This window comes from Corynebacterium sp. CQ3829_602738 (genome assembly GCF_054478435.1).
The window spans coordinates 1,996,998-2,009,146 of sequence record NZ_CM137003.1; the positions used below are offsets into that span (position 1 = coordinate 1,996,998).

The following is a 12,149-nucleotide window of genomic DNA, read 5'->3' on the forward strand; positions in this document are numbered from 1 at the left end:
CCTTAGCCCGGCAGAATGAGCAGGCTGGCCGCCATGACGGCCATACCCGCGATGAGTCCGTAGATCGCGGTGTGGTGGCGGCCGGTATGAATTGCCGTGGGCAAAAGCTTGTCCAGGCTGACAAACACCATGATCCCGGCGATGGCGGCGTAGGCCACGCCGAGCGTCTCCGGGCCCAGGAAGGGGCGAAGCAGCACAAACCCGATCAGTGCGCCCAACGGCTCGGCCAAACCAGACAGCGTGGCCCAGCCGGCGGCCTTCCACTTCTTCCCTGTGGCCTGGCGCAGCGGCACGGCCACCGCCACGCCTTCCGGGATGTTGTGGATGGCGATCGCGATGGCAATCGGAAGCCCCAGCGCCGGGTTTTCCAGCGCCGCGATGAACGAGGCGAAGCCCTCCGGGAAGTTGTGCACCGCGATGGCTAAGCCGGTGACCACGCCGACGTTGCGCATGGTCTTTCCGCCCGAAGGGTCTTCGTGCGGGTTGATGTCGTCGGGCACAAACCTGTCGATCAACGCGATCACAGCGATGCCCGCGAAGAACGCGACGGTGCCCCACAGCTGCGCCCTGTCGTCGCCCCCGAGCGAGGCGACCCCCTCCGGCAGCAGCTCCACCAGCGAGATGTAGACCATCACGCCGGCGGAAAATCCCAGCGAAGCAGCGAGAAACTTGTCACTGGGGTTGCGCTTGAGCGCCACAAGCAGGCCGCCGAGGCCGGTAGACAAACCGGCGAACAGCGACAGACCGAACGCAAGGCCGAAGTTCATGCGGCAACTCTAGCCCGCCCAGCCGCCCCTGGATGCAACAAACCCCCGCCGCAATATAGCGACGGGGGTTGAAGGTGGGCCCTGCGGGGATCGAACCCGCGACCTGCGGATTAAAAGTCCGTAGCTCTACCAGCTGAGCTAAAGGCCCGCGGGGGCTAATGGTAGCCCCTGGGACCATTAGCCCGGAAATCGGGGCAGGGTTAGTCCTGCTTCATCATCGTGCCGGTCTCTTCCATGCGCAGGTGGAAGTCGAAGGCGTGGCGCAGATCGTGCGGGGTTGCCTGGTACTTGCACTTGGAAGCGAGCTCGACGTACTCCTCCAGCAGCGGGCGGTACGACGGGTGGGCGATGGAGATCATCTTGGCCACGCGGTCGCGCGGGGCCAGGCCGCGCAGGTCGGCCACGCCGTACTCGGTGATGAAGACCATTGCGTCGTGCTCGTTGTGGTCGATGTGGGACGCGAACGGGACGATTGCGGAAATCGCGCCGTCTTTCGCCACCGACGGGGAGATGAAGGAGGAGATGTAGGCGTTGCGGGTGAAGTCGCCGGAGCCGCCCAGGGCGTTCATCAGACGGGAGCCGTTGATGTGGGTGGAGTTGGCGTTGCCGTAGATGTCCGCCTCGATCATGCCGTTGGACGCGATCAGGCCGGTGCGGCGGATGACCTCCGGGTGGTTGGAGATGGACTGCGGGCGCAGGATGATGGACTCGCGGTAGCGCGAGGCCTCGTTGTTCATCTTCTCCGCGTACTCCGGCGACAGGGAGAACGACGTTGCGGACGCCACGGTCATCTTGCCGGCGTCGATCAGGTCGACCATGCCGTCCTGGATCACCTCGGTGTAGGCCTGGATGTTCTCGAACTTGGAGTCCATCAGGCCCGCCATCACGGCGTTGGGGACGTTGCCCACGCCGGACTGCATAACGTAGCCGTCGTACGCCAGGCGGCCGGCCTTGACCTCGTTCTCCAGGAAGTCGAGGAAGTTGCCGGCGATCTGCTCGGAGATCTCGTCCGGCGCCTTGAACGGGGCGTTGCGGTCCGGGTCGTTCGTCTCAATGACGGCGACGACCTTCTCCGGGTCGATCTCGATGTAAGTGGTGCCGATGCGGTCGCCGCACTTGGTGATCGGGATCGGGATGCGGTTCGGCAGCGGCGGCACGGTCCAGATGTCGTGCATACCCTCGAGCTCCTCGGACTGCCAGGAGTTGACCTCGATGATGATCTTCTTGGCGGCGTTGAGGAACTCCACGGAGTTGCCCACCGAGGAGGACGGGACGATGTTGCCGTCCTCGGTGATGCGCACCGCTTCCACGATGGCCAGGTTGACCTCGCCGAAGAAGCCCTGCTCAACCATCATGCCGGAGTGCGACAGGTGGATGTCCTGGAACTTCATCTCGCCGGCGTTGATCTTGTTACGCATGGTCGGGTCGGACTGGTACGGCATGCGGTAGCGCAGCGCACCGGCCTCGGCGAGCACACCGTCGCACTCCGGTGCGGTGGAGGCGCCGGTGTACATGTCGATGGAGAAGTCCTGGCCCTTCTCATGGGCGGCCTTCGCCTTCTCCGCGATGGCGGCAGGCATAGCCTTGGGGTAGCCGGCGCCGGTGAAGCCGGAGGTGCCGACCTTGTCGCCGTGGTTGACAAACTGGACAGCCTCTTCGGCGGACATGACCTTGTCGCGCAGCTTGGCGCTTGCAATGCGGTCGCTCATGATGCTCCCTCAAATCGTTTCGTGCGGGTATATAACATTTCCCACCATATTGTGACGTACGCCCCACTGCCAGGATTCGGGCGGAGCTCGTCGAAAAGCAAGTGCTTAGCGACGGCTCCGTACCCCCGAACGGGCGTAAACCCGACGATTGGACGGGACACGTAGTGCACGGGAAGAATGGGCGGCACTATGACTGCAGTTGCCCCCGCCCTGACAATCGGCGGCATTGACTTGAGCTCCCCCGTCATCCTCGCGCCGATGGCCGGGGTGACAAACATGCCGTTTCGCGTGCTGTGCCGCGAGATTGAAGAAGAGCTCACCGGCACCTCCTCGGGCTTGTACGTCTGCGAGATGATCACGGCGCGCGCCATGGTGGCCCGCAACCAGAAAACCCTGCACATGACCACCTTCGCCGACGTGGAAACCCCGCGGTCGATGCAGCTGTACACCGTGGACCCCAAGTTCACCTACGAGGCAGTGCGCATGATCGTGGACGAAGACATCGCCGACCACGTGGACATGAACTTCGGCTGCCCGGTGCCCAAGGTCACCCGCAAGGGCGGCGGCTGCGCCATCCCGTACAAGCGCCGCCTGTACGGCAACATCGTCGACGCCGCCGTGCGCGCCGCCGAAGGCTCCGGCATCCCGATCACGGTGAAGTTCCGCATCGGCATCGATGACGAGCACCACACCCACCTCGACGCGGGCCGCATCGCCGCCGAGGCAGGAGCCGCCGCAGTGGCCCTGCACGCCCGCACCGGCGCGGAGCGCTACTCGGGCGAGGCCCACTGGGACGAGATCGGCCGCCTGGTCGAGCACATGGACGGCACCGGCGTACCCGTCATCGGCAACGGCGACATCTTCGCCGCCGACGACGCCGCGAAAATGATGGAACGAACCGGCTGCCACGGCGTGGAAGTCGGCCGCGGGTGCCTGGGCAGGCCCTGGCTGTTCGCCCAACTCGGCGCCCAACTGCGCGGCGAGGAGATCCCGCCGGAGCCGACGCTCGGCCAAGTTGCCGGCATCATCTACCGCCACGCGGAGCTGCTGGCCGCCCACGACGGCGAAGAGCACGCCTGCCGCGACATCCGCAAACACACCGGCTGGTACCTGCGCGGCTTCCCCGTCGGCGGCGAGTTCCGCAAATCGTTGGCCCAGGTCAGCTCCCTGGCAGAGCTGAAGGAGCGTCTGGCGCCCATCGCCGACTCGGACGAGATGGCCCAGCACGCCGACGACGCCCGCGGGCGCCAGGGCTCCGCCGGCAAGATCGCACTGCCCGAGGGGTGGCTGGACGACCCCGAAGACGACACCGTTCCCGAAGGCGCCGAAATTGAAAATAACGGCGGGTAAACCCGCCAGCATGCGTAGCATGAAGCCCATGCTTCGCACCGTGTACAGAGAACATCTCCAGGCCTTTAACGAGGACGTCCTCGAGATGTGCGACTCCGTGCGCGAAGTCATGGAACACGCCACGGCCGCGCTCTTGGAGCAATCCCTGGAGGACGCCGAAGCCGCCCTGACGGCCACGGACGGGCTCAAAGAGATCAGCCAGCGCTGCGAGGAACGCAGCATGAGCCTGCTCGCGCTGCACAGCCCCGTCGCCTACGACCTGCGCCAGGTGATCTCCGCGATCTACATCGTAGAAAGTTTCGAACGCATGGGGTCGCTGGCGAAGAACATCGCGCTGTTGGCCCGGCAGCGCCACCCCTCCCCCGTCTACCCCGAACCGCTGCACGGCTACGTGCAAGAGCTCGCCCGCCTCGTCCACGAAATGGGCGCCGCCACCCGCAAGCTGCTCGGCGAGCCCGACGCCGACGCCGCCGTAGAGCTGCACACTATCGACGAGGGCGTGGACGACATGAAGGCTTACCTCAGCGCCCTTGTCACCGACAAGGATTGGCAATACACCAACCGGGAAGCCGTGGACGTGTCCATGCTGGCGCGCTACTACGAGCGCTACGCCGACCGCTGCGTCAGCGTCGCCCGGCGCATGGTCTTCCTCATCACCGGGCTCAAGCCCGAGGCATACGTGCAGCAGCGCGACGAGGTGGACTACGACCCGGTGAAGAAGTTCGCCACCATCGAGCGCAAGTTCCGCAAACGGAAGTAGGTCCAAAAAGGGCGGCGCCCCTTGCGGTGCGTGGGGCACCGAAGGGGCGCGTCGAAAAGCAGAATGCTTTAGCCGAAGCGGCCGGAGATGTAGTCCTCGGTCTCCTTCTGCTCCGGGTTCTCGAAGATGGTGGTGGTGTCGTTGAACTCCACCAGGTGGCCCGGCTTACCGGTGGCCTCGAGGGAGAAGAAGGCGGTCTTGTCGGACACACGCGCAGCCTGCTGCATGTTGTGGGTCACGATGACGATGGTGTACTCGTTCTTCAGCTCGTGGATGAGGTCCTCCACGGCGAGGGTGGAAATCGGGTCCAGGGCGGAGCAGGGCTCGTCCATGAGCAGGACCTCCGGGCGCACAGCGATCGCGCGCGCGATGCACAGACGCTGCTGCTGACCGCCGGAAAGGCCGCCGCCCGGCTTGTCCAGGCGGTCCTTGACCTCTTCCCACAGGTTCGCGCCGCGCAGGGACTGCTCGGCAACTTCCTTGAGCTTCTTCTTGTCCTTCTCGCCGGACAGGCGCAGGCCCGCGACGACGTTGTCCTCGATGGACATGGTCGGGAACGGGTTGGCCTTCTGGAACACCATGCCGATGGTGTTGCGCACGGCAACCGGGTCGACGTTCTTGCCGTAAATGTCGTTGCCGTCAAGGAGGATCTCGCCCTTCACGGATGCGCCGGGGATGACCTCGTGCATGCGGTTCAGGGTGCGCAGCACGGTGGACTTGCCGCAGCCGGACGGGCCGATGAAGGCGGTCACGGCCTTGGACGGGATCTGCATGTTGACGTTCTGCACGGCGTGGAAGTCGCCGTAGTAGATGTTGACGTCGTTGAGTTCGAGCTTGGTAGACATCTGGGTTTCTCCTGGGATGGGTGGGAACGCGGGTGGGTTACTTCTTGACCGAGTAGCGCTTCGCCACGAATCGAGCGAGCAGGTTCAGGGTGACAACGAGGATCACGAGCGTCAGCGCCGCTCCCCAGAGTCGGTCGTTTGCCGGGCCGGTCGCACCGGACTTCCACATGTCCAGCATGAACAGCGGCAGCGAGGACTGCGGCTTGTCAAACATGTTGAACCAGTTCGTGGTCGGGGTGGAGCCGACGAGGATCAGCACCGGGGCGGACTCGCCCATCACGCGGGCGATGGCGAGCATGACGCCGGTGACGATGCCGGACAGTGCCGTCGGCAGCACGATGCGCATGATGGTCTTCCACTTCGGAACACCCAGTGCGTAGGACGCCTCGCGCAGGTCCATCGGAACCACGCGCAGCATCTCCTCGGTGTTGCGGACCACAACCGGGATCATGAGCAGGATCAGCGACAGGGACACTGCGAAGCCGGAACGCTGCTGGCCCAGGATGGTGATCCACAGGGCGTAGACGAACAGCGCGGCGACGATGGACGGCACACCGGAGAGGATGTCCACCATGAAGGTGGTCAGCTTGCCCAGCCTGTTGCCGTTGGAGTACTCCACCAGGTAGATCGCGGTGAAGATGCCGATCGGGATGGAAAACAGCGACGCGACCAGCGTCTGCATCAGCGTGCCGGCGATGGCGTGGAGTGCGCCGCCGCCCGGCTTGGAGGAGCGCACGCCCACCATGTCCTGGGTCCACCAGGCCGGGTCGATCACGGCGCCCAGGCCGCGGGAGACCACGGTGATGAGCAGCCAGAGCAGCGGGATCAGGGCGAGGATCATGCACAGCCACATCAGGCCGCCCATGATCGAGTTGGTGGTCTTGCGGCTTGCGGCGATGTCGGTGAACGGGCTTTCACCTTTACGACGCGCCGGAGCGGAGTTCTTGGTTGCTACCTGGGAGGAGCCGTTGTTCGGTACTGCAGTAGACATATCTGCTTTCCGCTCCTTACTTGTTAACGATCGCGCGGGCGATCGAGTTGACGATGAAGGTCAGCAGGAACAGCACCAGGCCGGCGGCGATGTACGCGCCTGCGGAGACCGGGTTGTTGAACTCTGCGGCGGCGTTGGCGATCGCAGTGGCGAAGGTGGTGCCGCCGTCGAACAGCGAGCCGCGGAAGGCGTTCGCCGGTGCCACAGCCATGTACAGCGCCATGGTCTCACCCAGCGCGCGGCCGAGGCCGAGCATGGAACCGGCGATGAAGCCGGACATACCGAACGGGATCACGGTCATGCGGATGACTTCCCAGCGGGTGGCGCCGAGAGCCAGTGCCGACTCGATCTGGCCCGGAGGGGTCTGCACGAAGATCTCGCGGGCGGTTGCGGCGATGATCGGCAGGATCATGATGGCCAGGACGATGCCGCCGGTCATCATGTTGCGGGCCGTGGAGAACGGCGGGGAGTTCTGGTAGGTGGCGAACAGGAAGAAGTCGCCGCCCCAGCTGTTGACCCACTTGTAGAAGTCGCCCAGCAGCGGGCCGAGCACCTGCGCGCCCCACAGGCCGTAGACGATGGACGGCACGGCGGCGAGCATGTCCACCAGGGTGCCCAGCGGGCGGACCAGCTTCGGCGGGCAGTAGTTGGACAGGAACAGTGACACGCCGAGGGCGATAGGCATCGCGATGACCAGCGCGATCAGCGAGATGGTCACCGTGGAGAAGAACAGGTTCGGGATACCGAATTTCATTGCGTCCAGGTTCGCCGTCTGCCAGCCGCCACCGTAGGTGAGGAAGCCGATCAAGCCGCGGTCGTTACGCATCAGCGGCGGGAGGGCCTGGATGAGCAGGAAGATACCGATCGCCGCGACCAGCACAGTGATCAGCGTCGCGGAGGCGGTGGAGAGGAACTCGAAAACGCGGTCGCCCGGGCGCTTCACGCCGGAGCCTTTGCTTGCGTTGTCCGCTACCGGGGTGTTTCCGCCGTCGCCTTTTGTCAGGGTGGCGCCCGTTGAGTTCTGGATTACAGGATCAGTGGTGTTCGCGGGTCCTGCTCCGCGGTCGAGGTGATCGTTAGCAGCCATATGCTCGAATCCTTCGAAGATGAATCGTTGTGGGCGGCGGAAACTGGGGCTTGCGCTCCACTTCTCCGCATAGAGAGACCCCCAAAGATCGGAATCTGAGGGGGTCTATCTGCCTACTGCGGCCTCAGACCGCAGTAGCCGGTTGCCAGCAATTACTTGATGGCGTTGATAGCCTCGCGCAGGCGCTCAGCGTGTGCACCCTTGACCGGGATGAAGCCCTCAGCAGCGAGCTCCTCGTCCTGGCTGTCCAGGGCAACGTTGAGGAAGTCCTTGACCATCTTGGAGGTTGCCTCGTCGTAGCCGGCGGAGCAGACGATCTCGTAGGTGGTCAGAACCAGCGGGTATGCGCCAGCAGCGTTGGTCTTGAACAGCTTGTCAGAGTCGACGACCATGTTGTGGCCCTCGGTCTTGAACTCGAGGCCGTCCAGGGTCTTCTCAACAGCCTCGTCGGTCAGCTCAACCGGGCCGCCACCGAAGTCGATGTTGGCCTTCTTGTCAGCGAAGCCAGCCTCAACGTAGGTGATTGCACCCTCGGTTGCGTTGACCTCCTGTGCCACACCGGAGGAGCCGTTGGCGCCGGTGCCCACAGCGTTCGGGAATGCCTTGCCGGTGGACTCCCACTTGCCGTCGGAAGCGGCAGCCAGGAACTTCTGGAAGTTGTCGGAGGTGCCGGACTCGTCGGAGCGGTAGAAGACGTTGATCGGAGCGTCCGGGAGCTCGACGCCCTCGTTGTTCTCGGCGATCTTCGGGTCGTTCCAGGTGGTGATGACGCCCTGGAAGATCTCGACGATGTTGTCGACGGTCAGGTTCAGCTCGTCCACGCCGTCCAGGTTGTAGGCGATTGCGACCGGGCCGATGACGAACGGCAGGTGCCATGCCTCGTTGCCGCCGCAGCGGTCAGCGGCTGCCTGGACCTGATCGTCCTTCAGCGGGGAGTCGGAGCCAGCGAAGACAGCCTGGTTGGCGATGAAGTTCTTCTGGCCAGCGCCGGAGCCGGACGGGGTGTAGGCCAGCTGAGCACCCGGAACCTCGGATGCGTAGACGGACGCGAAGTAGTCCATCGCGTTCTGCTGGGAGGAAGCGCCCTCTGCGACGAGGGTGCCCTCCTGGCCGGAGAGCTCGTAGTCGCCGGACTTCGAGTCGCTGTCCTTGCTGTCCTTGTCGTCGGAGGACACGGCCTCGGTTGCGGACTCAACAGCGTCGGTAGCTGCGTTGTCCTCGGAGTCGCCGCAAGCGACGAGGGAAGCGGAAGAGAGGGCAACGACGCCAGCGATTGCTGCGGTGCGCTTGAAGTTACGGATCACGGGATACCTTTCCGGTGCTAACGGGTCAGTTTCGAGTGTCGGAACAACTGTCCGATTACTCACGAGTGCAAACCTACGGAACCCTGGTTAATGGCCGGTAGCCAGTTAAGTGAATAACTGGTGAACTCCCGCCCATCACAACGTTTCCGCAGGTAAAAGCCAGGCTACCGGTAGACAACGTGACTTTCATCAACTTTGAAGCCGAGCTGCGTATAGCGCTTCACAGCGGGCTCATTGTCTGCCTCAACATAGAGGATGACCTGCGGGGATCCACCCTGGACAAGGTGCGCCAACCCCATCTGCATCAATGGTCCCCCCATTCCCTCCCCCCGATGCTCTGAGGCAAGCCCAACCACATACACCTCACCCGTCCCATCAGGGTGGCGCTTGGTCCAGTGGAACCCAGCCAACTGTTCGCCTTCGTACAGCAGCTGCACACCCGCCGGGTCGAACCACTCAGCCTCCATCGCGCGGTGCAACCGCTCCACGTCCCAGCCTCCCTGTTCCGGGTGCCAGGAAAACGCGTCGTTGTTCACGGCGAGCCATTGCTTCTCGACGGCGTCCCGTCCCCAACGCTCCACCGCCCCCACGTAGTCCAGGGCCTCGAACCCCTCCGGCAGCTCGGGCCCACTTTTAGGGATTTCGTCGGCGGAAATCCCCATCACCAGCAGCTCCCGGACTACCTCGAGCCCCAGTTTCGCCGCGAGCGCCTTCGCCCCCGCAAGGTTGCCGTGCGCCCACAGCCCGGCGTCAGGGTTTTCGGCACGAACTGTGCGCGCCAGCGCTTCGCCGATACCTTCGCGGCGGCGCTGCGGGTGCACGACCAGCTCGGATGAGCCGTCCTCCGCCAGCCCCGCGCAGGCGACGACCTCGCCGTCGCGCTCGGCCAGGAAGTGGGCGTGGCGGAGGCGATCGTCGTCAAGCCCCTGCACAAAGCTTTCGGAGAAGGCGGCGATGCCGTCGTGGGTTTCGGCGGCCTCGAGCAAGGGTCGCACGCGGTCGCCGGGCAGGTGGGCGCTTAGGATATCGGCAGTCATGGCTCCCAAGGCTACGTGCAGGAAGGAGGGCGCGGTGAAGAAAGCGGTCGTGGTCGCGGCGGTACTCGTCGCCGCCCTCGGGCTCGCGGATACCGCGCTGGCCTCGCACGTGGAGCACGACCTCGCGCGCGAAGGCGTGGAGGCGGAGGTCAGCGCCGTGCCCTTTGTGTGGTCGGGCATCTCAGGCCGCGTCCCGCGCGTCACCGTGAAGCGCACCGACGCGGACATCCCCGGCCCCGGGGTGGGCACGGTGAGCGTGGAAATGTTCAACCTCAAGCTGGACACGCCTTCGGATGCGCTGCGCGGCGAAGTCGTCGGCGCGGACGCCCGCCTGGTGCGCCGCCGCATCCGGCTCGACGGCGTGGGCTTCGGCGAGCTGCTGGGCATCACGGACCTGGACATGGCCAACCCCTACGACATCTCCCCCACCGGCGGCGTGGCCAGCGAGGCGCGCCTGACCGGCACCGCGCCCGGCGCGCGCGAGCCCGCCACCGTGGTGGTGACGCTGCGGCTTGTCGACGGCACATTCCGCATGCGGCCGAGTCAGCTCCTCGACGTCGCGGACGGCGACGAACAGGCCGTGCTGGACGGATTCAGTCTCGACCTGGACACCCGGGAGCTGCCGCTCGGCGGGCCCGCGGACCTGGTGCAGCTTCGCGGGGGCTCGCTCGAGCTGTCCCGCGACCGGGTAAACACCGTGGTGGAGCCGGCGGATCTGGAGCCGTTGGCGGGAGCGTCTAGGCTGGGGCAGCATGACTGATGAAAACAAGCTCAACGGCAACGACGCCGTGAACCTCGCGGCGGAGCAGTCCAAGAACACCGCGCACCGCAACATCCCGGAGCTGGGCTTCGAGGACATGCCGCTCGCGGCGGACACCGCAAACCTGCGCTACGGCCCCTCGCTTCACGACGGCCTGCTGGCCCTGCTGCCACTCGTCGGCGTGTGGACCGGCTCCGGCCAGGCCAACGACCCGTCCGACCCGGAGGGCGATGAGTACGCCTTCGGCCAGCAGCTGGTTATCTCCCACGACGGCGAGAACTACCTGCGCTTCGAGTCCCGCATCTGGCGCCTGGATTCCGAGGGCAACGCCACCGGCGCGGACCAGCGCGAGGTGGGTTTCTGGCGCATCTCGCTCAAGGACGAGATTGAGGTGACGCTGACGAACTCCCGCGGTTTGGTGGAAATCATGTACGGCGGCCTGGTCAACGAGCGCGCGTGGCAGCTCACCAGCGCCTCCACCATCGCCACGGAGACCGGCCCGGCGGCCCACGGCCCAGGCAAGCGCCTCTACGGCCTGATGCCCAACAACAACCTGGGCTGGGTGGACGAGCGTGCCGTCGACGGCGAGATGGTGCCCTACATGTCCGCCGAGCTGAAGCGCGTGGCGGGCTAAGCTACCGCGTCTTCAATGAGCTGCCTGATCTCCGCGGCGTTGTCGGGGGCGGGCAGCTTTTCGCCGTCGAGACGCTTCACGCGCGCGGCGATGCGGGTGGAGCTGACCAGCCAGACGGACTCGGCTTTCAGCAGCTCGCCCAAGTAGATGTCCTTGGCCTTGCACTTCCAGCCGAGCTTTTCCGCGTGCTCGAAGACGGCGGCCTGGGTGGTGCCGGCCATCACGCCCGCGCCCGGGGCCGGGGTGCGCAGGCGGCCGCCCTTTTTCACCATGAGCACGCTCGACGTCGCGCCTTCGAGCACGCGCCCGGTCTCCGGGTCGATGTAGATGATGTCGTCCGCGCCCTGCTCCCCCGCCCAGCGCAGGGCCGCCATGGTCAGCGCGTAGTTCAGCGTTTTCGCGCCGTCGCGCATCCACGGCACGTCCAAGTCGATGGCGTAGCCGCGCGGGGTGGTCAGCACGCTCACCCCGCGTTCGCGCTGGCGCAGCACGTTCTCCGGCAGCGGCCGCACCGTGATCCAGGCGGTGGGCACCCCGGTGGTTTCGCGCCCGCGGGTCATGGTCCAAGTAACCTTCGCCTCGATGTCTGCGGCATCCCCGCGCTCCTGGCAGTAGTCGGCCACGGCCTCCTCGGTCGCGCGAATCCAGTGCTCCCGGCCCGGCTCCGGCAGGCCCAAAAGTTTCGCGGAGCGCGCGAAGCGCTTCAGGTGCTTGCCCAGGTTGAGCGGTTCACCCCCGCGCACGAGGATGGACTCGAAGATGCCGTCGCCGCGTGTGACGGCCGCGTCGTCCCAGAACACGTGCGGCATGTTCGGGTTCTGACGCCGCACCGAGCCGCCGAACGGCTCCACCAGGTAGATCACGGGCGCGGGCGTTAGCTGGGGAAAAACCATAGTGGCCCTATG

The 12,149-nt window shown here is 65.5% G+C and carries 12 protein-coding genes and 1 tRNA gene; 4 read left to right on the forward strand and 9 right to left on the reverse strand.

The window, feature by feature from the left end:
• Positions 1-2 precede the first annotated feature (2 nt).
• From zupT to ACX1NL_RS09670, 3 genes are all read right to left on the reverse strand, one after another.
• Complete coding sequence (gene zupT, locus ACX1NL_RS09660) at positions 3-767, reverse strand: zinc transporter ZupT (RefSeq protein ID WP_239357418.1); 765 nt, start codon at positions 765-767, stop codon at positions 3-5.
• 75 nt (positions 768-842) lie between these two features.
• Positions 843-915, reverse strand: a tRNA-Lys gene (locus tag ACX1NL_RS09665).
• A gap of 52 nt (positions 916-967) precedes the next feature.
• The gene (locus tag ACX1NL_RS09670) at positions 968-2,476 is read right to left on the reverse strand and encodes an acetyl-CoA hydrolase/transferase family protein (RefSeq protein WP_458898020.1); all 1,509 of its coding nucleotides are present in this window, start codon (positions 2,474-2,476) and stop codon (positions 968-970) included.
• A gap of 189 nt (positions 2,477-2,665) precedes the next feature.
• On the opposite strand from ACX1NL_RS09670, the gene dusB reads away from it, so the two are divergent.
• Positions 2,666-3,826: a tRNA dihydrouridine synthase DusB gene (dusB, locus tag ACX1NL_RS09675; RefSeq protein ID WP_239307577.1), complete on the forward strand. Its 1,161-nt coding sequence runs from the start codon at positions 2,666-2,668 to the stop codon at positions 3,824-3,826.
• 19 nt (positions 3,827-3,845) lie between these two features.
• Positions 3,846-4,586: a phosphate signaling complex PhoU family protein gene (locus ACX1NL_RS09680; RefSeq protein ID WP_458898021.1), complete on the forward strand. Its 741-nt coding sequence runs from the start codon at positions 3,846-3,848 to the stop codon at positions 4,584-4,586.
• A 68-nt stretch (positions 4,587-4,654) separates the two neighbouring features.
• On the opposite strand, the gene pstB is transcribed toward ACX1NL_RS09680, so the two are convergent.
• The 5 genes from pstB to mshD form a co-directional block, all read right to left on the reverse strand.
• Positions 4,655-5,431, reverse strand: coding sequence for a phosphate ABC transporter ATP-binding protein PstB (gene pstB / locus ACX1NL_RS09685; RefSeq protein WP_181889021.1), 777 nt, complete (start codon positions 5,429-5,431; stop codon positions 4,655-4,657).
• Positions 5,432-5,468: 37 nt separating this feature from the next.
• Entirely contained in the window at positions 5,469-6,296 is an 828-nt protein-coding gene (gene pstA / locus ACX1NL_RS09690) for a phosphate ABC transporter permease PstA (RefSeq protein WP_236883535.1), read from the reverse strand.
• A 142-nt stretch (positions 6,297-6,438) separates the two neighbouring features.
• Positions 6,439-7,509 (reverse strand): phosphate ABC transporter permease subunit PstC, encoded by a 1,071-nt coding sequence (pstC, locus tag ACX1NL_RS09695; protein ID WP_458898022.1) that lies wholly within the window; start codon positions 7,507-7,509, stop codon positions 6,439-6,441.
• A gap of 152 nt (positions 7,510-7,661) precedes the next feature.
• A complete protein-coding gene (gene pstS / locus ACX1NL_RS09700; RefSeq protein ID WP_458898023.1) occupies positions 7,662-8,813 on the reverse strand; it encodes a phosphate ABC transporter substrate-binding protein PstS in 1,152 nt (383 codons plus the stop codon).
• A gap of 164 nt (positions 8,814-8,977) precedes the next feature.
• Positions 8,978-9,850 carry a mycothiol synthase gene (mshD, locus tag ACX1NL_RS09705; RefSeq protein ID WP_458898024.1) on the reverse strand — a complete coding sequence of 291 codons (873 nt, stop codon included), beginning with the start codon at positions 9,848-9,850 and terminating at the stop codon, positions 8,978-8,980.
• Positions 9,851-9,884: 34 nt separating this feature from the next.
• On the opposite strand from mshD, the gene ACX1NL_RS09710 reads away from it, so the two are divergent.
• Together ACX1NL_RS09710 and ACX1NL_RS09715 are read left to right on the forward strand one after the other, a co-directional pair.
• On the forward strand, positions 9,885-10,610 hold the full coding sequence (locus ACX1NL_RS09710; RefSeq protein WP_458898025.1) for an LmeA family phospholipid-binding protein: 726 nt from the start codon (positions 9,885-9,887) through the stop codon (positions 10,608-10,610).
• Positions 10,603-11,244: a heme-binding beta-barrel domain-containing protein gene (locus ACX1NL_RS09715; protein ID WP_458898026.1), complete on the forward strand. Its 642-nt coding sequence runs from the start codon at positions 10,603-10,605 to the stop codon at positions 11,242-11,244. Before ACX1NL_RS09710 ends, ACX1NL_RS09715 begins: the two co-directional genes overlap by 8 nt.
• Here the strand turns inward: ACX1NL_RS09715 and ACX1NL_RS09720 are convergent.
• Positions 11,241-12,137 carry an aminodeoxychorismate lyase gene (locus ACX1NL_RS09720; protein WP_448238864.1) on the reverse strand — a complete coding sequence of 299 codons (897 nt, stop codon included), beginning with the start codon at positions 12,135-12,137 and terminating at the stop codon, positions 11,241-11,243. The two genes, ACX1NL_RS09715 and ACX1NL_RS09720, sit on opposite strands and share 4 nt — an antisense overlap.
• Between the last annotated feature and the right edge of the window lie 12 nt (positions 12,138-12,149).

Bases quoted from the DNA above. Each gene is read 5' to 3' on its own strand.
- ACX1NL_RS09670 (WP_458898020.1), bottom strand. From the start codon at position 2,476: ATGAGCGACCGCATTGCAAGCGCCAAGCTGCGCGACAAGGTCATGTCC.
- dusB (WP_239307577.1), top strand. From the start codon at position 2,666: ATGACTGCAGTTGCCCCCGCCCTGACAATCGGCGGCATTGACTTGAGC.
- pstC (WP_458898022.1), bottom strand. From the start codon at position 7,509: ATGGCTGCTAACGATCACCTCGACCGCGGAGCAGGACCCGCGAACACC.
- ACX1NL_RS09680 (WP_458898021.1), top strand. From the start codon at position 3,846: ATGAAGCCCATGCTTCGCACCGTGTACAGAGAACATCTCCAGGCCTTT.
- mshD (WP_458898024.1), bottom strand. From the start codon at position 9,850: ATGACTGCCGATATCCTAAGCGCCCACCTGCCCGGCGACCGCGTGCGA.
- ACX1NL_RS09720 (WP_448238864.1), bottom strand. From the start codon at position 12,137: ATGGTTTTTCCCCAGCTAACGCCCGCGCCCGTGATCTACCTGGTGGAG.
- pstB (WP_181889021.1), bottom strand. From the start codon at position 5,431: ATGTCTACCAAGCTCGAACTCAACGACGTCAACATCTACTACGGCGAC.
- pstA (WP_236883535.1), bottom strand. From the start codon at position 6,296: ATGGGCGGCCTGATGTGGCTGTGCATGATCCTCGCCCTGATCCCGCTG.
- ACX1NL_RS09715 (WP_458898026.1), top strand. From the start codon at position 10,603: ATGACTGATGAAAACAAGCTCAACGGCAACGACGCCGTGAACCTCGCG.
- zupT (WP_239357418.1), bottom strand. From the start codon at position 767: ATGAACTTCGGCCTTGCGTTCGGTCTGTCGCTGTTCGCCGGTTTGTCT.